The sequence below is a fragment of the Paenibacillus sp. NMA1017 genome (assembly GCF_058895805.1).
In genome coordinates, this window is sequence record NZ_JBZXYR010000001.1 from 877,960 (window position 1) to 903,148 (window position 25,189).

Consider the following 25,189-nt stretch of genomic DNA (forward strand, 5'->3'; position numbering starts at 1 on the left):
ATATCAATATGACATTTATAAAAAAATAAAGGCTGTTTCCCCTCCGATACGCTCGGTTAGAGGAAACAGCCTGATTCGTTCTCTGCCGTCCTATGAAACTTTAAAGATCAACAAAAAATTGTATGATATCATCAAAAGGTGCTACATTGACATCATTTCATGGGTCATATATGAACAACAGTTGTATAAAGATATGATGGCTCCCCGGATTAGCGACGCACTGCATCGGCCTTAGGATGCAAGGAATCCAGCCTCATATCTATCCAATGTGTGCTGATATAATCCATACATGCCTCACGGCTGTCTGTCTGGTGAACGACCTCCCATCCAGTCGGTACATGCTGGAAATCAGGCCAGAGTGAATACTGTCCTTCTCCATTCATCAGCACTAAATAACCACCTTCATTCTGCTCAAAAGGATTAATCATGGTTTGTTTTCCTCCTTGCGATTGTGATGTATTGATTTAGAAAGCCTGTATAGTTTTGCCGCCATCAGTTTTCCAATATGAGCCAAGGGTCCCGGCTGGCACAGATCCTTATGACGGCAATCCAGTTCATGCTGCTCTAGCTGTCCATCAATATAGGGAAGCCAGGTTTCCGGAGCAATCGGCTCAAACCAATCTGGGATAATTGTCGATCGGAAAAATAATATATCGCCTTTGTACCGTCTCGGAACGTACTCCCCCAAGATACGCACAGAATTTACATAAGTATCCTTGAGATTTAAAATCGTCTCCTCGCTGAGGCTGGCCAAGGCGCTACCATCGCTTCGTAAGATATGCAGGGCAGTGGAAAGCCGCAAAGGCTCATCTTTCAGACTATCGGGGTCATAACCCCCCAGAGCCAGCAGAGCGATTAACGCTTCCTCCTCATCTGGTCCTCCCCGCAGGGGCAAATGGTTGCTTGGGTAGGAATCCAGCATGGTCAGAATCGCAATCGTCTCTCCTTCGTATTGAAGCTGTGTCGCTATTGCATGAGCTACATTCCCTCCCAAAGACCACCCCAACAGATGATACGGTCCTTTGGGCTGAATAGTGCGAATATGACGAATATAATCGGCTGCCATATCATCCAGCGTCTGCGGCAATTCCTCCTGTCGGGCGATCCCGCGAGCCTGTAAGCCATAAATGGGATAATCCTTGCCCATGGACTGGATCAAGCCCGCATAACACCAGCTTAATCCGCCTGCCGGGTGTACACAGAACAACGGAGCTTGCAATCCGCTTGCCCGTAAAGGCAGCAAAACGTCCAAAGCCCCTTGACTGGCACCTACGTTCAACTGCTCGGCTAGGCCAGCCACTGTTGGCGTTCCAAAAAGGTTGCCAATGCCCAACTCGATACCCAATGCCTCGCGGATTCTACTAATCAGCTTCACAGCCAGCAATGAATGACCGCCCAGATCAAAAAAGCCATCATCTATACTGATTCGCTCCATGCCAAGCGTCTCGGCAAACAAATCACACAGGATTTCCTCCTGTGGCGTTCGCGGTCCCCTTCCTCCACCCGCAGCCATCTGCATGGGAGCAGGTAATGCTTTACGGTCCAGCTTGCCATTAGGTGTAAGCGGGAGATCAGATACCGTGACAAAAGCTGACGGTATCATATAATCAGGCAAGCTGACTCCTGCATGCAGTCGGAGTCTGGACGCTTGCGGTTCACCGCCAGGTACAGGGACAATATAGGCGACGAGTCGTTTGTCCCCTGGCTGATCTTCGCGGACAATGACCGCTGCCTGAGCCACATCATCATGCCGAACCAGCACCGCTTCAATTTCTCCCAGCTCAATGCGAAAACCACGTATTTTGACCTGCTGGTCAGCACGTCCGGCATACTCCAGCGAGCCGTCAGACCGCCAGCGTGCCAAATCACCTGTCCGATACATCCGGCTCCCCGGCAAACCGTACGGATCGGCTACAAAACGCTCTGCCGTCAAAGCGGGTCTTCCAAAATAGCCTTGTGCCAATCCAGCACCGGCGACATATAAATCACCCGTTACACCCGGCGGGACAGGCTGAAGTCGATGATCCAGCACATACACTTGCAGGTCAGGGATGGGACGCCCAATCAGACTGTTTGCTTTTTCAGCCACCATATCACGATCCAACGCAATATAGCTGACATGTACAGTTGTCTCCGTAATCCCATACATATTCACCAAGGTAGGAGCATCGTCTGCATGACGCTCATACCATGCAGGCAGCCGGCCCAGTTCCAGAGCCTCACCACCAAATACGACATAACGCAACGCCAGCTTTTGTGAAAGGACAGGCTGTTCAAGATCAGCCTGCATCAGTTGATAAAATGCCGAAGGTGTCTGATTGAGCACCGTTATGCTCTCGTCCACCAGCAATTGCAGGAATTGCTCCGGAGAACGACTGACCGTATACGGCACAATGACAAGACGGCCTCCATGCAGCAACGGTCCCCAAATTTCCCATACTGAAAAATCAAACGCATAGGAGTGGAACAGAGTCCATACATCCGATGGACCAAAATGAAACCAGGGCTGCGTCGAATCAAACAAACGCGCGACATTTTGATGAGGAATAACTACTCCCTTTGGTTTTCCGGTAGAACCAGACGTATAAATAATATAGGCAGGATGAAGCGGCAACAAAGGTATCAGACGATCTGCATCCACCGGGTTCCGGTCGGGATATGACTTCAGCTCCTTATTTATCTGAGGATCCTCCAGTACAACCGGGAATACCGTGCTTGTTACCGGAATTGAGGATATTGTCACGTGAATGCTGGTAATCATCAGAGCAGGTGAAGCATCCTCCAGCATATATGCGAGACGGTCTGCCGGATAATCAGGATCTAGCGGCAAGTAGGCGGCTCCCGATTTAAGCACAGCCAGCAATGCAATAACCATATCCAGTGACCGAGGAAGTGCCAGCGCCACAATGCGATCTGGACCTGCACCACGCGCTATCAGCAGATGCGCCAGTCGATTGGCACGCGCGTTCAATTCCTCATAACTTAGCTGGCTACCTTCACATGAAACTGCAACAGCTCCCGGGGTACGGGCAGCCTGTTGTTCGAATAAAACAGGCAAGCTCGAGGACGCTTGGTTTGGACAAGTGCTCGCGTTCGTGTCACCGTTCCACTTCACGAGAATTTCGTGTCGTTCCTCTGGTCCCAAAATATCCAGGGCCCCTATCGGTTGTTCTGTATTAGCCACCGCGGCCACTAATAGCCGTTCCAGCCGTACCTTCATAGCTTCTATCGTTTCTCTTTTAAATAAATCGGTATTGTATTCGATCCATCCCTCGATTCCATCAGGTCGCCCGTCTGCGGTCCGACACTCGCGCAGCTCCACCGTCAGATCAAATTTCGCTGCACCCACACTGGCCAATTGCAGTTGAGTTTCCACACCGGGCAACAGCAATTCGGGATCAGGGGTATTTTGTAAAGCAAGCATAACCTGAAACAATGGATGTCTCGATCTGGAACGTGTAGGGTTCAGCATCTCTACAAGCCGCTCGAAGGGTACATCCTGATGTTCATACGCATCCAGACAAGTACGACGGACCCGTTCCAACAGCTCACAGAAAGTAGGGTCGCCCAATGTGTCGATACGAAGCACCAGCGTGTTGATAAACAAGCCTACGAGATGATCCAGTCCCTCTGCGTTACGTCCCGCTATCGGACTGCCCACCGGGATATCCGTCCCTGCACCCAATCGGGTTAGCAATGCGGCCAACCCGGCCTGCATCACCATAAACAGGCTGGCCCGACTTTCACGAGCCAAACGCAGCAACTGCTCATGCAATTCGGGAGCGATACGCAATACAACGGTATCTCCCCGGTAGCTGGCCTCGGAAGGGCGTGGATAGTCTGTAGGCAGATCTATTTGATCCGGAAGATCTTTCAATGCGTCGTGCCAATAAGCAAGCTGCTTGTTCATCAGGCTGCCAGTCTCGTTCTCCCTGCCAAGCAGCTCCTGCTGCCATAACGCATAATCCGCATATTGTACAGGCAGCATCGGCAACGCCGGTGCCATGCTTTCAGGATGTGCGGATTGTTCCGCATGTGCATTACGGTCGATGTGCGCAGCATAGGCTGTAGCCAAATCACGTGTGAGTGCATTCAGCGACCAGCCATCTCCGACAATATGGTGCAACGTCACGAGCAGCACATGCTGGTCAGCGGACAGCGTGAACAGTTCGGTTCGCAAAGCCGGCTCCACTGCAAGATCAAAGCAGTAACGGGACCCTTCAGCAAGTAAGTGTGGCAGCTCTGCCTCACAAATTTTTGTAACACGGAGTACAGGCCAAGCTTGCTGCGTTTCCAGAATGACCTGCTGCGCTACACCTTGCACATCTGGAAAAATCGTACGCAGCGTCTCATGGCGGGCCACGATGTCTCCTAAGGCAGCTTGAAGTGCCTCCACATTTACATCCCCCGACATACGGATAACGAGTGGGATATTATATGTAGGGCTTGGTCCCTCCATCCGATGCAGGAACCATAATCGGCTCTGGGCGAAGGAGAGAGGAATTCGTTGTGGACGTACGGCCGGGAGCAATGAGGGCCTTAAGCTCTGTCCTTGGTCCAGTCGTTCCGCAAAACTGGCAACCGTAGGAGTTTCAAACAGGCGGCCTATATTCACTTCTACCCCGAATACCTCCCGGATTCTGGTCATCAAGCGTGCGCCAAGTAGCGAGTGACCGCCCAGATCAAAGAAACTGTCATCAATACCGACTATCGGTAGTGCCAGCACTTCTGCGAACAGGTCACACAGCATGGCTTCCTGTGGTGTTCTGGGAGTACGGACGTGGAGAACCTTATCCATAACAGGAGCAGGCAATGCCTTACGATCCAGCTTGCCATTGGGCATGAGCGGCAAGGCCTCCAGCAGCATAAACGATGAGGGTACCATATAATCGGGCAGACTCGCAGCGGCATATTCACGTAACGCCAGTGAATGCAAACGATGAGGTGATGAGCCCAAGTCCCCTCTTATATTTTGATATCCAACAGGTTCGGCAGGCGCTTTTTGTTCGGATTGCTCACTTGGTCCCGATGACCTACCCGGCTCCTGCTGAATAGTCTCTGTCTCGGCTCCGGTAAGCACCGGCGTTGCTGCGGCAGCGATCGGTACGATATAGGCAACCAACCGCTGATCGCCCTCGCGGTCCTCACGGACAATCACAGAGACCCGAGCTACATCGGGATGCCGCGCCAAAACGGCTTCAATTTCACCCAGTTCAACGCGGAAGCCGCGAATTTTAATCTGGTGGTCCGCACGCCCCCCGTATTCAAGAGATCCATCCAATCTCCAGCGGGCCAAATCTCCAGTTCGATACATCCGGCTCCCCGGAGGGCCAAATGGATTGGCTACAAAGCGCTCCGCTGTCAAATCCGGACGGCCGTAATATCCCTGAGCCAGCCCATCCCCGGCAATGTACAGGTCCCCTGTGACCCCTGCCGGAACTGCCTGAAGACTACCGTCAAGCACGTACACTTGCGTATTGCGGATAGGTCTACCGATAGCCGGTGTTCCCGTGTCCCCATTTTCGATGGAAGCTGCCGTAGACCAAATCGTCGTTTCGGTGGGACCGTACAGATTCGTAATGCGGCAATCCAGGCGTTGGAGTGCATGCAGCAATTCCTCAGGCAGAGCCTCGCCTCCAACCAACACCCGCAAGCCCCGAATAGCCTCTGGGTGTTCCGTTGCCAGCACATGCCACAGCGTAGGCGTCGCCTGCATCAGAGTAGGCTGTGAACGGTTAATCAGCTCGGCCAAAGCAGACGGCTCCTGAACGGTTTCCTTCCGGGCAATAATCAGTTGCGCACCATTCAGCAAGGGCAAATAGATTTCTAGCCCGGAGATATCAAAGGATATCGTCGTAACTGCCAGCAGTCGATCCTGCTCATACAACGTGAATTGATCCTGCATGGCGAGCAAAAAATTCGTCAGGCTCTTGAAAGTAATAACGACTCCCTTCGGCTTGCCTGTCGAGCCAGAGGTATAAATAATATACGCAGGATGGTCCGTGGATAGAGGCTGAACACGTTCACGATCCGTAGGATTCGTATCTGGGTAGGCTGATAGTTCATGATTATGTCCGTTCAAAACGGCTGACAAATCCTCTTGGCCGCTTCCTCCATCCAAAAGCATACGTGGCACAGAAATGTCTGCCGGAATGCGGTCCGCTACCTGGGCATTTGTTAAAATGCAGACCGGAGACGCATGCTCCAGCACATAAGCAACACGATCCTGCGGATAATCAGGGTCCAGAGGAACATAAGCCGCGCCCGTTTTAAGCACAGCCAGCATCCCTATAACCATGTTAACGGAGCGTGGGAGCATCAGGGCAACGACCTGCTCAGGCCCTGTTCCATGAGCAATCAGCCAATGGGCCAATCGGTTCGCCCGCTTATTTAGCTCTTTATAGCTAAGTACCATGTCGTTGTCACATTCCACAGCTACAGCATCGGGTCTAAGTTCCGCCTGTAGCTGGAGCATATCCTGTAAGGAGGCGATTGGCATCGGACTGGAAGAACGATTCCAGCCCTCCAGTATAAGCTGACGCTCCGCAGGCAGCAGAAGGTCGATTTGTCCAATCGGCTGTTCTGGCTCCGAAGCTGCGACCTTTGCAAGCAACTGCAAGAAACGCTGTTGGTGCTCTTCTATTTCCCGTTTGCTATACATGGCAGGGTTGGCATCCCAATCTATGCGCAATCCAGATCCGTCCGACCTGTCATAGACATTCAAGGACAGATCATCAACCGGGCCTGCCGACAGGTTATGTGTAGTTCCGCGAGAACCGTTAAAATTCAGCTCATAGTCAAATGGCATAATATTGACCAATGGACCAAACAATCTCCTGTTTTGACTAAGCAAGCGCAGATCACGCCGCAGCTCCTCATGCCTGTATTTTGCATGACGCCGTATCTCATTCAGCTCCTGAACCAATTGGCGGAGCAATGTGGCTACCTTCATTCCTGGCTGAATCGACAAACGCAGCGGCAGCAAATTCATTACCATACCTGGCACACGGAGCGAGGCTGAGCCTAATCGGTTCATCATCGGCAAACCAAGTATAACGTCTTGTGCACCTGTGAGTCGGTGGATATAAATAGCCATTGCCGCCAAAATTAAATCCGGCCAGCTCACGTTGAGACGTTCCGCAGCCATCCGAAGACGTTCACGCTCCGCAGAGGTGACATATGCTGTATGGCGTATGAAACCTCCAACCGTCACTTCTTTCGAAGTTGCATGCTTAGAGTTTCTCGTTGCATGGTCTGCCAAGCTAACCACCTCGAACCCATCGGCAAAGCGCTTGATCCAAAACTCACGCTCCTGCCCAAACCTCTCCGAGGCGCGATAGACCGAATCTTCCTCCAATAGTTGACTAAACCGCGGAAAGCGGCCCTCTTCGTCCAAGCGGCCTTCCGCTAAAGATGTGTAGAGTTGAGCCACCCGCTGCGCTATGAGCGAAAAGCCAAAGCCATCCAAAGCAATATGGTGAACACGCTGATACCAGAAAAATTGATGATGACCTACCCGAAACAACGCCTGTGTAAATAGTGGCCCTTGGGTAAGATCAATCGGCTTGAGCAAATCATCCCTCATCCAGACTTCAGCAGCTTTACAAGGATCAGGAGCTGCGCTTACATCTATTTGGTGAAGCGTCCATTCCCCCGAAGGCATAATCATCTGCCAGGGTCCATCCTCATCCTCTCCGAACCGCAAATGCAGTGATTCAGCCTCTGCCATCGTGCGGCGCAGTGCTTCCTTAAAGCAAACGGGATCGACTGGCCCGTGAATTTCAACGTATTCACCGGTATTATAGGCCGGATTTTGCAAATCCATCTGTTGGGCAAACCAAATACCCGCTTGCGCTCCCGACAAAGGAAGACGAATATCCTGATGCTTGTGCATACACAAACCCTCCTTTAAAGGGAAAAATAGTCTAAATTAGGCATTGACTGCCTAGTTCGCGAAGACAATAGCTTCCACCAATCAGCAAGTGTCGGACGTTCAGCCAACTCCACGAACGTCACCCTTGCCCCGTAGCGGCGCCATTTTTCCACAAGACTCATCATTCGAATCGAATCCAATCCCCTATCCATCAGATTATCGTGGGCAGCCAATCCTTCCGGCGATTCCTGCAGCAATCCTGCGACCTGCTCACGTACCAATTGTTCAGTTAACTGCGGAGCCGCAGTTACTTCCTTTTCAGCCATTGCTGAATCTGAAGTCTTTGCCTCGCTTTCTCTTTCACCAGGCTTCTGGTCAGCTATGCCTGTCTGAACTGTAACCATATTTCCATCTTGCACCTGAGCACCTTCCGTTGCTGACCCCTTCGTAGTCTCCAACTCGTCAATCAAGGGGGCAGTCAGCATCGTAACTGCGCAACGCTCGGCAGCGTAAGTCAGGGCCATTTTGTGGTATTCCAGTGAAAAGTCCCCCAAGGCGTCAGCTACAAAAAAAGGCTGTATATCCTTCATAAATGCCTCGGTCGCGGTCATTAGACAGCCAATATGTGCGTAAATACCGGTAATCATGATCTGATCGCGATGATATTGCCGCAATATATCGTCTAAATTGGTTTTTTGAAATGCGCTATACCTCCATTTCGTCAAAACAATATCCTGATCCGAAGGGGCAAGCTCGTTCACAATCTCCTTTTGAACAGGTCCATCATCCATCCCCTTGCCCCAAAAGTCCTGCTGCAGCCCCCTTTTCTCAGGAGCCTGACCTCCCGGCTGCGCCGAATAGATTACAGGTATCCCAAGCCGCTGGCAGTGGCTTTTCAACAACTGGATGTTAGCGATCAATTCCTTGACCGGAGATTGCCCAGCCTCAAAAGCGGTAACAAAATATTGCTGCATATCATGAATCAACAGCACTGCACGTATGGGATCAGGCCGCCATGCCACTTTATTTTGGGGCATATCCGAAGCACTCGGCATCGGATATGCTGAGATTGGAGGAATAGCCATCATATCGCTTCCTTTCATTTTTCGATTCATTCCGCGTATCTGTCCTGTTTTATGTGTTCTTGCTCATCGTTATGTCTCAATGCGGTTCAGGGGCAGATGCTATCTGCTGTGTAATCATTTCCCGCAATGCTTTTTTACTAACCTTGCCTACACTGGTCTGTGGAAACGCTGATATAAACTCAATTCTGTCAGGAATTTTGTAAGCCGCCAAACCACGTTCACGCAGAAATTTCTTCAACTCCGTCACGGTCGGTACCATCTCATACGGGATAATAAAAGCACAGGAACGTTCACCCAAATATTCGTCAGGCATGGCTACAATCGCTGCATCATGCACACCGGGATGGGCCAGCAAATGATTTTCAATCTCCTCGGCCGCCACCTTTTCCCCGCCCCGGTTAATTTGATCCTTGGCTCGGCCTTCCACAATCACATTACCATCGGGACTCAACCTCACCAAATCGCCCGTACGATAAAATCCATCCCGCGTAAATGCTCTTGCATTATGCTGATCCGCCTTATAATAACCCCGAATCGTGTAAGGTCCGCGTGTAAGCAAATGGCCTACCTCTCCCGGTGCCACTTCCTTGTCCTCATCATCCAATATTTTAATTTCATCGTCGATTGAAATGGGACGTCCCTGAGTTGCTACAATGATATCCTCCGGATCATCCAGTCTGGTATAATTGACCAGCCCCTCCGCCATACCAAACACCTGTTGCAGGGTACACCCGAGCTCCGGCTTTATCCGACGAGCAGCCTCCTCACTGAATTTGGCTCCCCCTACTTGAAGCACCTGAAGACTGGACAAATCACAGCTTCTCGACGAAGCACTATCAAGCCATGCCAGCGCAAGCGGCGGGACCAAAGCAGTAATAGTTACTTGCTCCTGTTCAATCAATGGAAAGGCATCATCTGGACTGGGAGTAGGTGCAAGTACAATTTTGCCTCCCGCATACAAAGTTCCGAAGACACCCGGGGAACTGAGCGGGTAATTGTGAGCCATGGGAAGCGCGGCTAAATACACGCTATTTTCATCCAGACCGCATATTTCAACACTGCCCCGCAGACTGTAAATATAATCATCGTGTGTCCTTGGAATCAGCTTGGGTAAGCCTGTACTCCCACCGGAAAGCTGGAGAAAGGCAATATTCCCCGAAAGCACCCGGGGTAACGACTGATCGGGTTCGATATACAATCCGGATAGAGCTGTAAATTCCTGCGGCTTGCCTACGACAATGACATGACGCAGGGTTGCCACTCTGGCTTGTACCTCTCTGGCCAGTCCACGATAGTCAAAGCCCGAATATACATCTGGAATGATATAAGCGACCGCCTCGGAAAATTCACCGAAATAGGCAATCTCGCTACTTCGATGAGCCGGAAGCGAGAATATGGGTAACGCCCCCAATCTGAACAGCGCAAAGCATACATCAAAAAACTCCACGATATTTGGCAACTGAACGATGACCCGATCCGCCGGTCTAATTCCCAACTGGTAAAGTCCAGCTGCCAGCTGATTTACTTTTCCGTCCAATTCACGGTAGCTTGTACTTTTTTGACCGTCCGTCACTGCCGTCCGGTCACCTTGCGTTAATGCACGCTCCCGCAACATTTCTCCAAAGGTCACTCCCTCCCAGTAGCCTGCCTTCCGGTAACGCTCGGCAAATTCCTGCGGCCATGTAGGGCATCCGGGTAACATCATGATATTCCTCCTCTTTCTGTATCGTTCTCTTTATTCATGCTTCAGTCCCAATGCCTGAAGCATGGTTCCAAACTTGGCTGCTGTTTCCGCCAGCTCGTCTTCCGGGTTTGAAGCCGCCACAATGCCTGCCCCTGCAAACAGACGTAAGGAATGCTTTGCAGCTTCTGCACAACGGATCGTAATCACCCATTCTCCATCTCCGGCTGCATCACACCATCCAACAATCCCTGTGTAAAAGCCCCGATCAAACGATTCGATATCTCGAATAACCTTTTTGGCCTGCTCTGTAGGCGAACCGCATACGGCTGGCGTAGGATGCAGCGCCAGGGCAACGGCCAGAGATGAAACCGACAAATCCGCCAATTCCCCCGTAATTTCAGTCGAAAGATGCCACATCGTCTCTGTTTGTATCAGCGAAGGCTCCTGCGGCACATCCAGTCTCCGACATAGCGGTCTGAGTGCCAAGGCCACCGCTTCAACGACTACCGCGTGCTCATACCGATCCTTGACTGATTCCAGCAATGCCGCAGCCCGTAGCTTATCTTCAACAGGATCATCACTACGAGGAGTAGAGCCAGCCAGCGGATTAACCGTCAGATGCAGTCCTTCTCGGGAAACGAGTAGCTCGGGGCTGGCTCCAATCAGCGTTCGCCGTTCCACACCGACATCAGCCCCGTCCGAGCCTGCCTCTTCCGCCTCCAAAGCGGGTAAATCAACAGCGAAGGTATAGCCTTTGGTATTATGTCTGGCTAAATTATGCAAATAACCGGGAATGTCCACTTGTTCCGAAGTATCTAGCTGTAGCGTTCTAGACAGCACGATTTTGCTCAGCTCCCCGGACGCAATATATTTCAGGGCCTGTTCCACCCCCTGTACAAACTCCGACGGTTCGGGCACGGAACGAATACCGTAGTCCGGTGCCTGTCCAAGCTTCGTCGGGTTCACACGGCTGGCAGCATTCGCTGAATCGACATCTTTCCGATTCTCGGAGTGCCAGTTTGTAGAGTGAGAATGAAGCGGTCCCGCCCATCGAGTCTCTGCCGGAACCAGAAGCTGTGCTACCCGTGAATCATCAAAGGGAATAGCTCCCACCACAATCGGATGTCCACCGTGGGACTGACGCACACTCTCGAGCAACGTGGCTACACGCCCGGCCAATCCGCCCTCCGTATCGCTTGCCTCCCCATGCGGCAATGCCCCCAACATACCTTGGGCCAGTAAAGTCCGGGTGGGTGACGCAAAAAAGAAGGAAGATCCCGGCTTGTAATCTTTTAGCAACTGAGTTGCTTGCACCTCAAACGCAGTATTGGATTTCATACGTTATTGCCTCCTGTTCCATTGTTTTCTGTCACGATTGCCGTCACCTATTTCCATACAAGACCGCTGCATTCCAGTCAGACACCTAACGTAGCTCCACCATCAATGCGCAAATCATGCATCGTTATATGACGTGACTTGTCCGAAACAAGAAAAACAACAGCATCCGCGATATCTGCCGGATCAGCCAACCTTCGCAGTGGAATGCCGACCTTGTAAGCGTTCGGCGATCCGTCAATAGCTGCTTGTGCCCCACTTTCATCAGACCACAGAGACCACTGCATTTCTGTCTCCGTAGAACCTGGGGACACCACATTACAGCGAATATGATGGCAGGCAACCTCCAATCCCAAGCATTTAGTAAACATCGCCGAAGCGGCCTTTGAAGCTGCATAAGCTGCCATATACATACGAGGTACAGCTCCCGCATTGGAACCCACCGTGACAATCGAACCCGATTTGCGGGGAATCATATGCTTCACCACAGCCCGGGATATGTAAAAGACACCGTTTGTGTTTACAGCAAAGGTTTCCGTCCAGTCACTGTCACGGAGCGTGTCTACTAGCCCAATTCGTAGCACACCCGCAACATTCACCAAAATGCCAACTGGTCCGAGATGATGCTCAATCTGCTCGACCATCTCGTCGACAGCCGCACGATGGCTGACATCGACAGGAAAAGCCGTTGCACGATAGCCGTCACGCACCAGCTCGTCTACCAGCCTGCTCACACCTTCTGCGTTTCGGTCTACAGCGGCAATGATTGCTCCCAATTCGGCCAGAGAACGCGCCACAGCAGCACCGATACCTTGGGCAGCACCTGTAACCAGAGCTACCTTCCCCTGTATTCCGTCATCACTCATGTTCATTCCACCCTTTCCAGCGAAATCAAAAGAAGCAGTTTAACGCCCAGTTTCTGCTGTAATCATCATTCATTTTGAATTTAAATAACTAATAATGATAATCATTATCAATTAATAGTTACAAAATATGATAACTAAACCATCAATTACAGTCAATGTTGAAAATCGTCTGTTTTCGTCCATATTTGTACATTTAAGAAAATTATCAATTAAAAAAAACCTCTCCTAGTAGCATTGGAGAGGTTTTTTTGAATTTTATCCCTTTTTATACTCTATATCCCTTTATATATCTTCATTTTTTGGTTCTTTTTATAGTTTTAGTGACAAACCGAAGCAAAACGAACGGCTCTGCTCACCAGTACTGGCAACACGGATATATGGCCTTCATCTGCAAATTCACGGAATTCTACATGCAAGCCCGAATCATTCACATTTGTTAAACGCTCGGCAAGCTCCCTGGCCTTTTCCTGCATACCACTTGAATGTCCTGCTTCCAGCTCACCCACCGCAATCAACAGCCTTTTGTTCCGTTGTTCCTGAGCTGTGGAGGCTAAAAAGTGTTTCTCTTCCTCCATAATGGCCCTCCCGCCCCAGTGAATAGAGGGACTTCCCGCCACATAGACCTGAAAAGAGCCGGGTCTTGTAAACAGGGTATGTAATACGAACAGGCCCCCTAATGAATGACCGAAGATCGTTTGTCGGCTGCGATCAATGTGAAAATCACGCTCCATTTCAGGCTTTAGCTCATCTTCAATAAATGACAGGAAATGCTCGGCTCCCCCGCTTTCAATAGGTGCTTCTCCATTTGGTTTTACAGGAAGCTCTACTGCCGTCCTTGGTAGTGTAAGATCGTAATATCGAGAAGGATGGAACGGAGCCTCTGTTGGGTAGCCTATTCCTACAATGATAGCTGGGACAACACCCGTTTTGTCGGGTCGTCTGCCCTGAACACGCACCGCTTCCACCATGGTTCCAAAAACAGAATTGGCATCCAGTACATAAATAATTGGATATCCGGATACAGGAGGTTCCTCAGCAGGGATGGCAATATAAATATGATACTCACGGTTTTCAGCCTGTGAATACATCACTCGATGCTGGCTTCGAGGAACGTACACAGCTCCATGTGCATCACTGGAACGATGAGCATGCGTAAATAGGTCTTTCACGGGAATAACCTCCAATAGAACCTCAATTTCAATTCAATTAGGCCGTTTTTTTCATGAGCAGGACTACAAAATAAGGGACCCCGATCACCGCAATAATCAGCCCAACGGGAATTTCCGCAGGCGCAACCACCGTTTTGGCAACAAAATCAGACAACAGTACCAGCACCATACCCACCATGCCGCATACGGGAATCACAAGACGATGATGAAGGCCAACCAGTCTTCTGGCGATATGAGGGGACAATAATCCTACAAAGCCTATTCCTCCTGAAACAGACACACAGGCACTCACCAGTCCAATGCTGGACAGCAGAAGAATAGACTTTTCCTTTTCGGTCGCAACGCCGAGACTTTTAGCTGTATGTTCATGCAATTGAAATAGATCCAATACATACGATTTCAACCAAATAACAGGGATCAAAATGACAAGCCACGGAATTACGGCGGCAACCAGTTTCCAATCCGCACTCCAAATACTGCCCGACATCCATACTGTCGCCATCTCGAAATCCGAGGCTTTCATTTTCAGCGATAGATATAAGGTCAAAGAACCGAAGCCAGAGCCAATCGCGATACCAACGAGAAGCAGACGCTGCGGATCAAGACGTCCTGCTTTCCAAGCAAATAAATAGATTAGCAGGGCAGCCACCAAACCTCCAATCAAACCAAAAAAGGGCATAGCCAGCGCTGCAGTCCAGCCGGTTGTTTCCATCTGCCCTTGGTAAAAGAACATAAATATGACGATGGCTGCCCCCGCCCCTGCATTAATACCCAAAATGCCGGGATCGGCCAAGCCATTCCGTGTAACTCCCTGTACCGCCGCCCCAGCAACCCCCAGCCCCAGACCGACCAAGGCGGCAATCACAATACGAGGTAGCCGAAAATCAAATATCACCAAATCCAACTGCGGAGTAGGATGAATACGGAACAACGTCTGAACCACTTCCTGCAGAGTCATGTCGAACTCCCCATGGGTCAGACTAATATAGGAGGCTGCTAAAATGAGCGCGGCCCCGCCTGAAAGTACGAGCCACAGCCGTTTTGCACTGATTTTACGCATGCTCTCCCCCTCCTTTTCTACGTATTAAGTACAGAAAGAAAGGGATGCCAATGACTGAGGTTACCACACCAATAGGCGTTTCAAACGGATAATTAAGAAAACGGCTCAACACATCAGACATACCCAAAAAAACGCCACCGATCAAACCAGAGCATGGAATGACCCAACGGTAATCTACTCCGATTAAATATCGGGTGATGTGCGGAATCAATAAGCCAACAAAAGCAATTTTTCCTGCCAGCGCAACAGAAACACCCGTCAGCAATGCTACACAGAGCATCGCCCCCAGCTTGACCGGTAATGACCGCTGTCCCAGACCTGTGGCTACGTCGTCGCCTAGCGACAGTAGTGTTATTGGCTTGGCCAGCAGCATCGCTCCCACAATTGCCACAAGAGCAAAGGGAATTGCCAATTGAATCATCTCGGGGTCCATCTGATGCAGACGAGCGTTAAACCAAAAGCTTACATTTTGCGATACATTAAAATAAATGGAGAGAACGGCCGACAGACTGCTTAAAAACGTACCGATGATCGTTCCCAAAATGGCCATACGAACCGGAGCAAGGCCGCCGGGAATCATCCAGGCTAAACCGAATACAATAGCCACCCCCAGAGCCGATCCTACAAAAGAACTGCCGATCAGCCCCATCGAAGTGGAGTTCGGCGCGAGGATCATCATTAAGGTGATCACAAATGCCGCTCCATCCGACACGCCCATAATTGAGGGTGAAGCCAAGAAATTCCGGGTCATTCCCTGCATAATGGCTCCTGAAATCGCAAGAAAAGCACCAATCAATATAGAGCCGACCGCTCTAGGCAGACGAGAGTTTAATACGACCTGATGATCCACATTCCCAGCATCAAAATGAAAAAAGGTAGCAATTATCGTCTCCCATTCTATCGTCTTGGCTCCGTACATCACAGACAGCAGTAACGTTAACACGATAAACAAGGGAGAGACGAAGATGATAAGGTAAGGAGAGATTAACTTTTTTCCCATGTTCCTACCTTTACTGCGAAAGTCGGTTCATAACCGCTTCCAAAAAGGCTAGTTTGCTCCATGAAGTACCGCCTTGAGCATTGGGATCTACGATGTTGACGAAGGTTTTCCCATTCTTTACGGCGTTGATGCTGCTCCAAATCGGATTTTTCTCCAGATCCGCTAATGCCTCCGGTTGATCCTTGTTCTCACCTTCCGAGAATTGTACGAACAGATAATCAGGGTTCATATCAGCCAACTTCTCCAAAGAAACTGCCTCTTGTGCTTTTACTGTATTTAACTCTTCCGGTACCTTAGCTCCCAGATCAACATATAGCGAAGGATTGAAATATACGTCTGCAGGATATACATACAGATTACCTGTACGAATCCGTACCATAAGCACCTTTTTGTTTTCCCATAATGGCTTGAGCTTCTGTTGGGCCGCCTGAACATCTTGCTTGTACTTGTTCAGTATCTCTTTCGCCTTCGCCTCTTTGCCCGTAAGTTGCCCCAACATGAGCAGGTTCGCTTCCCAGTTCGTTGAAATATGAGATACTGGAATCAATGTAGCGACCTTACCCAGCTGTTCTGCCACCGCAGGCCGAAATTTGGAGCTCCCAAGAATCACATCTGCCTTCAGTTTCAGGATCGTTTCAGCACTAGGCTGCATTCGGTCACCAACATCTGCGGCTCCTTCCATCGCTTTTTCCATGTATTCGGGGAATTTCCCTCCCGAAGTAACCGCCCCAGTCGGCTTTACTCCCAGGACAGCCGCATCTTCCATCGCTTCCAGACTTGCTACAATAATATGATCCGTCTTGGTCAGCTTATAAGTCTTATCTAGATATGTAATCGTCTTGGCACTTTCTCCGTCGGAAACTGACGTCTGTGTCGATGCATTGGAATTCCTTTGAGCCGAGCTATCCACCTCCTGCACTTTTCCACCACACGCTGTCAACAACAAACTTGCCGATAATAAAGTACACACCCCTACTGCAAACTTCTTCATAACCTGAATGGCTCCCCTCTACTACTTGAATTACAGATAATAGTTATCATTATCAATGATAACTATTATCAATAGTAGGAGAGAAATCAGTGTATTGCAATATTTTTTCTAATATTTTTTCTAATATTTATTAAAAAGGCGAGCTTTTTTCCTTGGAATCACTGTATCTAAGAAGCATCAGCCTTCCTCTCTCTACTGAACATCATCCACATTCCATTCTCTATAGAACTGCTCCAGGTACATCTCCATCCATTGATGCCGAACCTCAGCCAGCTCTCGGGCATAAGCGGTATTCATTAAATCCTTAAGCTTGAGCAACTTTTCGTAAAAATGGTATATGGCACTTTTACCTGCGGCACGATACTCATGCTGTGAAAAATCTTTATCCGGGTGATGCATCATACTGCCTTTTGAGCCTGCATACATAAAGGTTCTTGCAATCCCAATTGCTCCGAGAGCATCCAACCGATCCGCATCCTGCACAACTTGACCTTCTAGCGACTCCATAGGCGGGTTTTGTCCACCATTGTAGGACATCGTAGCTATAATGGTCATCACGTGCGCGATTACCTCCAGATCATTTACATGCAGAAGCAGCCACTGCTCTACTTTATCCAGCCCAGCTTGTTTGGAATCATTTAATTTTTCATCCGCTACATCATGCAGCAGTGCTGCCAGTTCACAAATAAACGAATCTGCGCCCTCTTTAGCAGCAATTTTAAGGGACAGCTTTCTCACCCGGTCTATATGCCACCAATCGTGGCCACTATGATCATGCTCCAACTGTTGCTGTACAAAGGGCTCCGCTTTTTGAATAATATCTGCACAAATCGCTTCCTGTTGCTCCGTTCGTCTCTTCATATGTCACCTTTCAATCCCGTCCATACTTTCTATAGTAGGTTCGTTTGATTTTTTTAATGCTTGTCCATTTAATTACGCGAATCATTGAAAGTGCCTTACAGGCTGCCAGCTTTCAGCTTCCATCGTGTCGTCTGACAGATGAATGGCTAGCCGTTCAAGTACCTCTCGTAAGCTCATTTTTTTCACACTCCCTATCTTCATTTTATTCTATAAGGTGTATGCTATCCAACCTTTAGAATGAGAAGTCAGCAACCTGACAAAAAAAGAACCTCCAAAACCACATCAATCGTAGTCACGGAAGTTCTTTTACATTTTCCCTACCCTATCTTTAATCCTATATAACTTATGCTTCTTATCTTACTCCACGACACCAAGCTCGCGGTTTTTTTCCTTGAATCGGCTGTTATGAGAAGATACATATGCCGCTTTGTCAGCTGCCGGATCAATGTACAGCTTGGCACTGTTTAGTGCAAGGGCGGCATCTGTGAAGGTACCGGCAATTAGATACAGCTTGCTTCCGTACTCGACAAAATCGCCTGCCGCGAAAATCCCTGGTAGATTCGTTTCCAGCTTGTCGCTCACTCGGGCATGCCACTCTCCCATATCCAGTCCCCAATCCCGTAGCGGGCCGAAGTCGGATTTTAGTCCATGATTCACGATGACGGCATCGACATTCAACACCTGTATTTCGTCCGTATCTACATGACTGATCGTCACCTGTTCAATCGTCTCTCCATTGTTGCTATGTAGCTGACTCACCGCATATGGTGTAAGAACACGGACCGAAGATGATTTCATACGAGCTACATTTTTCTCATGTCCGCCAAAGTGATCCCGACGATGTACGACGGTCACACTCGCCGCAATAGACTCCAGCTCATTTGCCCAATCCACCGCCGAGTCGCCTCCACCGGAAATCAGGACGTGCTTGCCCCGGAATGGCTCCAGCTCTTGCACCGTATAATGCAGGTTCGTAACCTCATAGCGGTCCGCCCCCTCAATCTCCAGCTTAGCCATTTTGAGAATACCATAGCCTACTGCCAAAACGATCGTGCGTGTCCAATGCTGTTCTCCTGTGGCAGAAGTTAGCAGGAACGTGCCATCCTCTTGCCGATCCAAACCAGTGATCTGCTGTCCCAGCACAATGGTAGGCTCGAACGTCCGTGCCTGCTGCTCCAGCTGATCAATCAGCTTTTCACATAAAACCGGGGTAACCCCCCCGACATCCCATATCATCTTCTCTGGGTATATGCGCATCCGTCCGCCCAGCTCATGCTTGGCTTCGATCAGCTTTGTTTTCATATCTCTCATTCCACTGTAAAATGCGGTATACATACCGGCAGGACCACCGCCGATGATCGTTACATCATATAATTCCAAGGATACTGTCACTCTGCAACTCTCCCTATCATAGCGTAATATGTCTGCTTCTATTATAAGTGATAATAATTATCAATATCAATTAAGAAATAAAAACATGACGATTACAGAGGTTTTCGTGACCTTAGAACTGCATTTTATGGGTTAATATAGCTACTGCTTCCGTTATTCTCGTAGGTTATGCAAGGATTGCTGCACTATCGCATGCAATGCTTTTTCATTAAGTCCTGTCTGTACAAATTGAAAACGGTGATCTGCCAATCTCTGAACTCGGTCTATGATCTGCCCCAGATGATAAGCCGTATGCTCCACCACATGGTATACGTCATACATATTTATCGCCCCCGTGTGGTCCAATGCTGCACAGAAGGATGAAAAAGCTTCTTCTACCTCATCCCTCAGTTGTTCCTTGTTTTGCATGGAGGGTATAAAGCTATCCTCCATTCCTTGCTTGTATGTAATCGTCGGATCTATGAGCTTGGCTGCGTTTCTGCGCACATGCACCATGATATGGTTGATGATCCCACCAATGCTATTCGTTTCCGCCTCACCGACGCGCCACAGCACCTGTTCATCCAAAAGTCCAATGCATGCCCGCAACTTTACCCAATATTGATCGTACATTCTGTGCTTGGATATGATTTTAAATTCATGCATGGAAGAATTCATATATTCATTTCCTCCTTCGTCCTATCAAGTGAATTTCTCAAAAAAATTACTTCCATCGATCATCCAATATTGTTCAGGTGAAGGTACCTCGTTCAAAAAGTCTTGATATTTCCCTTCCCACCCCGCTGGGACATAGTCTTCAAACGAAGCTGGCTCAGGAAATAGCGAATAGAGAATTTTCTCGTCAAAGTTAACATACAGAGCAGGACAGAACTCCAACAATTCATCCTTATGCTGAATAGCATCATCAAGCAATTGGAGCACTGAAGTTAGTTCCCCAGTAGCCACCTTATATTCATAGATGTGATCCAAAAATGCTCCCGCTATGGTTTCATCCAACATAGGGATACCAAACCGTTCCTCCATCTCGGTATTCAAAAACCAATACTCTCTTTCCGTCACATACCAATTCCATTTCCCTTCAAAAATAACACCAACAATGATGTTTTGCGCATATTCAGGCCATATTTTCATGAGCTTCTCGCGTTCCCCTCTTTCTCACTCACAGTTCGATCCAAAACCGGTTTACACGGTTTCCATCTTCCTCTATGTAATCCTTGTCCGGCGTTCCGCCGTTTTGTATGATTGTTTTTTTGGAAGCAATATTATCGGAGTCGCATACGACCAGGGCTCGGGAAATCCCCAGCTCTTTTGCTTTTTCTAGTGCCAAGGCCAGCATTGTAACAGCGTACCTGTTCCCTCGAGCAGAAGGACGGATACCGTAACCAATATGACCTCCGGCATTCGTTAGATGTTCGTTAAGGTCATGCCTGATATTCACTGCTCCCACGACCTGTTCCTTCGCATTCACAAGCCAGTATGTTGAGCTTTTGACCCAGCCTTCAGACAGGTTGATTCCATTTTCCTGATTACTTAAAACCATCAGCATACCTTCAAAATCGTACGGCTCTACAGAGATCACCCAAGGTACCATATGCTCCTGACTCTGTTTCCATTCCTCATAAAATGAAAGATAAGCTTCCTTCCATTCCTGATCCGGTTTTACCAATCTGACGGTCTGCATTCACTCACGGCCTCCTCTTTAAACGTTCAGTTCATCTGCTATTGCTTATATACCTCAATATCCATGAATTTTTGCGCCCAATCTGCAAAAGAGAGCTTATCATCCCAAGTGACTTGCTTCATCGCTTTGGCACATCCCCAGTTTAGAACCTGCTGATGCAGCATATGCACCCGGAAACGCTCAGTAAATCCTTCTTTAGCTTCCATCCCTTGTGCGTAAGCAGTAAGAAAACCTTTTGCCAACTCTTCTTCGCCGTTCTCCAGATACATGGTGGTTATTTTCGGAAGATCTGCAACCCCATCCCCAAAATAGGCTGTCGTAAAATCAAAAAGGCCACTGACTCCCCAGCCCTTATTCCCATTCTGCACAAGGAAATTTTGCGGTTTAAAATCCCCCATCACGAAAGTGGCAGCTTCCAGCTGATCGAATGCTTGACGGGAGCCTTCCAATATTTCCTCTACCCATTCCATATCCTGTACAGAAATGTTCGAGTATTTTTTGGCATCCTCTAGCCAATATCGAATTCGTCCACACAACCATACTCGATAAGAGACTTCAAAAGGACGAATGGCTAGAGTTGTTGTATCCAGCTCTCCACAGTTCTTAACCTTCCATCTATGAAGCTCTAACAGAACAGTAGCAAGCATTTCAGCCATTTGCTGTTTATCCAGCGAGGTCAGCTTTGCTTGCAACTCAGGTGTATGTATATGCTGACCGTTTAGACGAGGCATAACTGCATAGCTCCAGCCAAAGATGTCCTCTGTATCATCGACAAAATACGGTGTTGGCACGGGAATTCGAGTCCGTGCCTGGATTTGCTCTACCATAAACTTTTCTTCTATCCATTGTCCTGGAAAAAGCGGGTTCCCCTTCAGCACAAACTGACCAGCCGTTGAGGAAACATAGAGAGTTTGTCCTAAAACACCTTCTGCCGTTTTTTCGTAAGATAGCAATCGCCCCAAATCAAAACGATTCAGCATCCTTTGCATTTGATCATTTGTTACCTCGCCTAGCCGATTAGACGAAAAATAAATGGTCGTCGTCATCTCTACACACCATAGCTCTTCATCGTTGCTTCCAGGGTTTCATCTGTATCCGCCAGCCAGACGGAACTAACTTCAAACGTTCCCGGTTCAAAAAACAATGGAAATCTCCGCTTAAACCAATCCTGCATCGGCAGATTTAGCGCCTCCTTCATATCCACCCACAGCAGTTCTCCCTCAGGGGGATTTTTTAATAGATCACCTTCAGTAGCTGTAGCTAGATAGTTAAAGACCATATATCTCAGCCCTTGGCTGGGGTCACAATATTCGTCGATTCCTTTAAATACAATTTCCTTAACAGTTAAGCCCGTTTCTTCCTTTACTTCACGAATGGCCCCATTCACAATGCTTTCTGGAAACTCTACTTTTCCTCCTGGAGCAATATAACCTGGAAACCCCTTTCGATTGGGTCTATTCATAAGCAATACCTTGCTTCCGTCTTGAATCATACACATGGTATATATTTTATGTGTCAATTCTGTTGTCAATCCGATCATACCTTTCTTTATTCACGATTCACTATAATCTAGCTTTACTTTCACACCGACAAACTGTGGTTAAATATGGCATTTCCCATACTTTAACTCGTTATTTTGTAGAGCGCAATAACTCTAACCATAGACTAGATCAGAAGGGTAACCTGGAGCGATCACAGTCCCTCGTCAAACAACTGTAGGCCTATGATTTCAAAGACTACCCCGTCGCCCGCTTTAACGTTGGCATCACCATTCATTTCTTCAGAATCCAAAATAATCATGGTGTCTCCTACTACAACCTCCAGACATTCTATCTCGTCAGCTTCGTTGTGCAGCACTTGATGTATCGTTCCTTGAATCCAGTAGTCGCCTAGCTTTGGTTGAGGTCTAACAATCCCTGTCTTTTCAGTAGACTTCAGACTTCTGAACCCCTCTATTCTAGATTGAGAAATCTCGACCGAAATTACACAACCGGGAATCAACTTATCCAAGCTTTGTTCATAGGGGACAACATATGCATATCCGGAAGTCAGTTCATGCCAAAAATATGTCCAGTAGCCGTATACTTTTTCCTTTCCAATACTACGAATGATAATATGCTGATCTTTATTTATTTCCTTGATCTGTACGCGCATATATAGAGTCCTCAGTAGATACTTTTCTTATAATAATAGTGTTTAAAGCCTCTCGGAGCATCGTCAATGACACCAACTACTTCATACCCATGCTTTTCATAGAATTCGGGCGCTTGAAAAGTAAAGGTATTAAGTTGTATAAAATTACACTCTTTATCTTTAGCAATTTGTTCAATTTCACCAAGCAGTTGTGAACCGTAGCCCTTTCCTCTGTAGCGCTGATCTACCCACAAAATATCAACCTCCACCCAGTTCCAACATAGTACACTTAGGAGACCGCCTATCACCTGACCGTCTTCATTTTTGAGCGTTAAATTAATCTCTTCGTATCGGCTTCGAATATCTGCTGGGACGTGTTTCGCATTAAACTCAATCAACTTGTTTCTGACTAAACGCGCTTCATCCCTACTACTTCGATTCATCTGAGGTTCCAGCGTCATGGCATAAATCCTCCAATTTGAAATGATTACTAGCACTTACTGATTTAAATATAGAAAATAATAGGGTTAAAATACTTTCATCTTCCTACTGTTATATATTGTATATACTTTTCTATGTTTAGTCACATGATTCAATTTAGATGGACAGAATTATTCTAATCTAAATATCGCTGATTAAAGTCGCTCCCTGGATTCATGCAAAATATTTAGTAAACGCAAAAAGCAGACCCCGATGAAACGGAGAGCCTGCTATCGTTGGTATCCATCGTCTGTCATACAGGAAAAGAGATGGGATGATTAAATTGAAATATCCAGTGATTTTCCAATCCCCGTAATATCACTGCTGTTAGCGCTGTTGATACGAGTTGTTTCTGTGTTACTTGGAGCGGGCTTTTCCATTTTTGGAGTTGACGTGCTGCTGGATTGCGAGCTTTGCTGTACCTTGTTGTACTCCGCTTCAAGTTGAGCTTTTTGCTTTTCCAGACTAGCTGTATCGTTGGTACTGGATGCTGATGTGCTTGCAATAGATATAGAACTGCTGGATGTGGATGAAATGTTCATACGAGATTTCCCCTTTATAAAAGTATGAGTTTTACACGTGTGGGCTAACCGGTTCTAAGCTATGGCATTGCACTCTAATGACTATGACGAAGATGATACAGATTGTTCAAAAATCTTAGCGATTTTATCGAATAAAGCCGATATTTCTTCATCTGTGGCATTCGATTCATCTGTATTTCCCCACGCGTCTTTTAATGCAGAAAGCAGATCTGTTTCCTGATCTTTGTCCGAAGCTATTGACCCGGATATAAGACTGGAGCTCAGAACGCTTTGCAAATCACTCAGCAAGGACCTTTTTTCATCTACTGTAAGCTCTTTTTCAGATGTAGTGCTGTTATCCTCTTGATTGGAAGTCTCTTGGATATTCCATGCGAATGGAGGCATAATTCCACCCATTGCCTGCATCATAGGAGGCAGACCACTGCTTTCCATTTCAGGATGGGATGGGTCACCTTCAGGCGGCGGTGCAGGACGATTATTTTGGATCGTTTCTGCTATCTTATCGAATAGATCGGATACTTCCTCATCTGTTGCCGTCGCAAGATCCACACCGGCTAATAAGTCGCTAACCGAAGCCAACGGATTCTTCGTGCTGTTGGTGAGTTCATCTGTATCAGAGGAAGTACTTGATGACATCAGGTAACTTTGCAGATCAGACAATAGCGTTTTCTGTTCGTCTGTAGTTAGTGCAATGGTATCCTGATCGTCGTGCTTGTAATCATTACTGTAGTTTTCCGTAGGAAGCGGAGTCTGCATTCCTCCCGTGTATTCCATGAATTCCTTACTCAATTCGAGTGAATCGTTAGAGTTCTTGTGTGTGGTATGACCCGCGGTATTTAGTCCATTCTCATTTGACTTCACCGTATTCGATTGATCATAGGAAGTTGTGATGAGATGCCTGTTAATGGATAGTGACAAAGTAGATCCCCTCTCAGTGTACATAATGTTTTTAGCTGCCCACCTACCTTTCATCGGTAACAAATCTGAATGCAACCTGAGGGGATGCTGAATGATAACTGAATAATTATTTCCTAGAC

The 25,189-nt window shown here is 48.0% G+C and carries 21 protein-coding genes; all 21 read right to left on the reverse strand.

Features of this window, described 5'->3' with window-relative positions; translation table 11 throughout:
* Positions 1-209: 209 nt before the first annotated feature.
* Complete coding sequence (locus tag AC5ELV_RS04150; protein WP_493429215.1) at positions 210-428, reverse strand: MbtH family protein; 219 nt, start codon at positions 426-428, stop codon at positions 210-212.
* A complete protein-coding gene (locus tag AC5ELV_RS04155; RefSeq protein WP_493429216.1) occupies positions 425-7,894 on the reverse strand; it encodes an amino acid adenylation domain-containing protein in 7,470 nt (2,489 codons plus the stop codon). Before AC5ELV_RS04155 ends, AC5ELV_RS04150 begins: the two co-directional genes overlap by 4 nt.
* A 14-nt stretch (positions 7,895-7,908) precedes the next feature.
* Positions 7,909-8,958, reverse strand: a complete 1,050-nt coding sequence (locus AC5ELV_RS04160; RefSeq protein WP_493429347.1) for an isochorismatase family protein — start codon at positions 8,956-8,958, stop codon at positions 7,909-7,911.
* 76 nt (positions 8,959-9,034) lie between these two features.
* A complete protein-coding gene (locus tag AC5ELV_RS04165; protein ID WP_493429348.1) occupies positions 9,035-10,660 on the reverse strand; it encodes a (2,3-dihydroxybenzoyl)adenylate synthase in 1,626 nt (541 codons plus the stop codon).
* A gap of 33 nt (positions 10,661-10,693) precedes the next feature.
* Positions 10,694-11,980, reverse strand: coding sequence for an isochorismate synthase DhbC (gene dhbC, locus AC5ELV_RS04170; protein WP_493429217.1), 1,287 nt, complete (start codon positions 11,978-11,980; stop codon positions 10,694-10,696).
* A gap of 77 nt (positions 11,981-12,057) precedes the next feature.
* Positions 12,058-12,843, reverse strand: coding sequence for a 2,3-dihydro-2,3-dihydroxybenzoate dehydrogenase (locus AC5ELV_RS04175; protein ID WP_342428399.1), 786 nt, complete (start codon positions 12,841-12,843; stop codon positions 12,058-12,060).
* A 317-nt stretch (positions 12,844-13,160) separates the two neighbouring features.
* Complete coding sequence (locus AC5ELV_RS04180) at positions 13,161-13,931, reverse strand: alpha/beta hydrolase (protein WP_342429087.1); 771 nt, start codon at positions 13,929-13,931, stop codon at positions 13,161-13,163.
* Between the two features lie 118 nt (positions 13,932-14,049).
* Positions 14,050-15,072 (reverse strand): FecCD family ABC transporter permease, encoded by a 1,023-nt coding sequence (locus AC5ELV_RS04185; protein ID WP_493429218.1) that lies wholly within the window; start codon positions 15,070-15,072, stop codon positions 14,050-14,052.
* A complete protein-coding gene (locus tag AC5ELV_RS04190) occupies positions 15,065-16,072 on the reverse strand; it encodes a FecCD family ABC transporter permease (RefSeq protein ID WP_493429219.1) in 1,008 nt (335 codons plus the stop codon). The genes AC5ELV_RS04185 and AC5ELV_RS04190 overlap by 8 nt, the downstream gene beginning before the upstream one ends.
* 10 nt (positions 16,073-16,082) lie before the next feature.
* Positions 16,083-17,063: an ABC transporter substrate-binding protein gene (locus tag AC5ELV_RS04195; RefSeq protein ID WP_493429220.1), complete on the reverse strand. Its 981-nt coding sequence runs from the start codon at positions 17,061-17,063 to the stop codon at positions 16,083-16,085.
* Positions 17,064-17,255: 192 nt separating this feature from the next.
* Positions 17,256-17,924 carry an HD domain-containing protein gene (locus tag AC5ELV_RS04200; RefSeq protein ID WP_493429221.1) on the reverse strand — a complete coding sequence of 223 codons (669 nt, stop codon included), beginning with the start codon at positions 17,922-17,924 and terminating at the stop codon, positions 17,256-17,258.
* A 357-nt stretch (positions 17,925-18,281) separates the two neighbouring features.
* Positions 18,282-19,316 carry an NAD(P)/FAD-dependent oxidoreductase gene (locus AC5ELV_RS04205; RefSeq protein ID WP_493429222.1) on the reverse strand — a complete coding sequence of 345 codons (1,035 nt, stop codon included), beginning with the start codon at positions 19,314-19,316 and terminating at the stop codon, positions 18,282-18,284.
* A 153-nt stretch (positions 19,317-19,469) separates the two neighbouring features.
* Positions 19,470-19,973: a DinB family protein gene (locus AC5ELV_RS04210; protein WP_493429223.1), complete on the reverse strand. Its 504-nt coding sequence runs from the start codon at positions 19,971-19,973 to the stop codon at positions 19,470-19,472.
* Positions 19,974-19,997: 24 nt separating this feature from the next.
* A complete protein-coding gene (locus AC5ELV_RS04215) occupies positions 19,998-20,447 on the reverse strand; it encodes a hypothetical protein (RefSeq protein WP_493429224.1) in 450 nt (149 codons plus the stop codon).
* Between the two features lie 28 nt (positions 20,448-20,475).
* Positions 20,476-20,997 carry a GNAT family N-acetyltransferase gene (locus AC5ELV_RS04220; RefSeq protein WP_493429225.1) on the reverse strand — a complete coding sequence of 174 codons (522 nt, stop codon included), beginning with the start codon at positions 20,995-20,997 and terminating at the stop codon, positions 20,476-20,478.
* 38 nt (positions 20,998-21,035) lie between these two features.
* The gene (locus AC5ELV_RS04225) at positions 21,036-22,043 is read right to left on the reverse strand and encodes a phosphotransferase family protein (protein WP_493429226.1); all 1,008 of its coding nucleotides are present in this window, start codon (positions 22,041-22,043) and stop codon (positions 21,036-21,038) included.
* Between the two features lie 2 nt (positions 22,044-22,045).
* Entirely contained in the window at positions 22,046-22,537 is a 492-nt protein-coding gene (locus AC5ELV_RS04230) for an 8-oxo-dGTP diphosphatase (protein WP_493429227.1), read from the reverse strand.
* A gap of 152 nt (positions 22,538-22,689) precedes the next feature.
* Positions 22,690-23,151, reverse strand: a complete 462-nt coding sequence (locus AC5ELV_RS04235) for a hypothetical protein (RefSeq protein ID WP_493429228.1) — start codon at positions 23,149-23,151, stop codon at positions 22,690-22,692.
* 11 nt (positions 23,152-23,162) lie between these two features.
* Positions 23,163-23,591 carry a GNAT family N-acetyltransferase gene (locus AC5ELV_RS04240; RefSeq protein ID WP_493429229.1) on the reverse strand — a complete coding sequence of 143 codons (429 nt, stop codon included), beginning with the start codon at positions 23,589-23,591 and terminating at the stop codon, positions 23,163-23,165.
* A 297-nt stretch (positions 23,592-23,888) separates the two neighbouring features.
* Positions 23,889-24,152: a FlxA-like family protein gene (locus AC5ELV_RS04245; protein WP_493429230.1), complete on the reverse strand. Its 264-nt coding sequence runs from the start codon at positions 24,150-24,152 to the stop codon at positions 23,889-23,891.
* Positions 24,153-24,233: 81 nt separating this feature from the next.
* A complete protein-coding gene (locus AC5ELV_RS04250) occupies positions 24,234-25,070 on the reverse strand; it encodes a hypothetical protein (protein WP_493429231.1) in 837 nt (278 codons plus the stop codon).
* Positions 25,071-25,189: the final 119 nt, after the last annotated feature.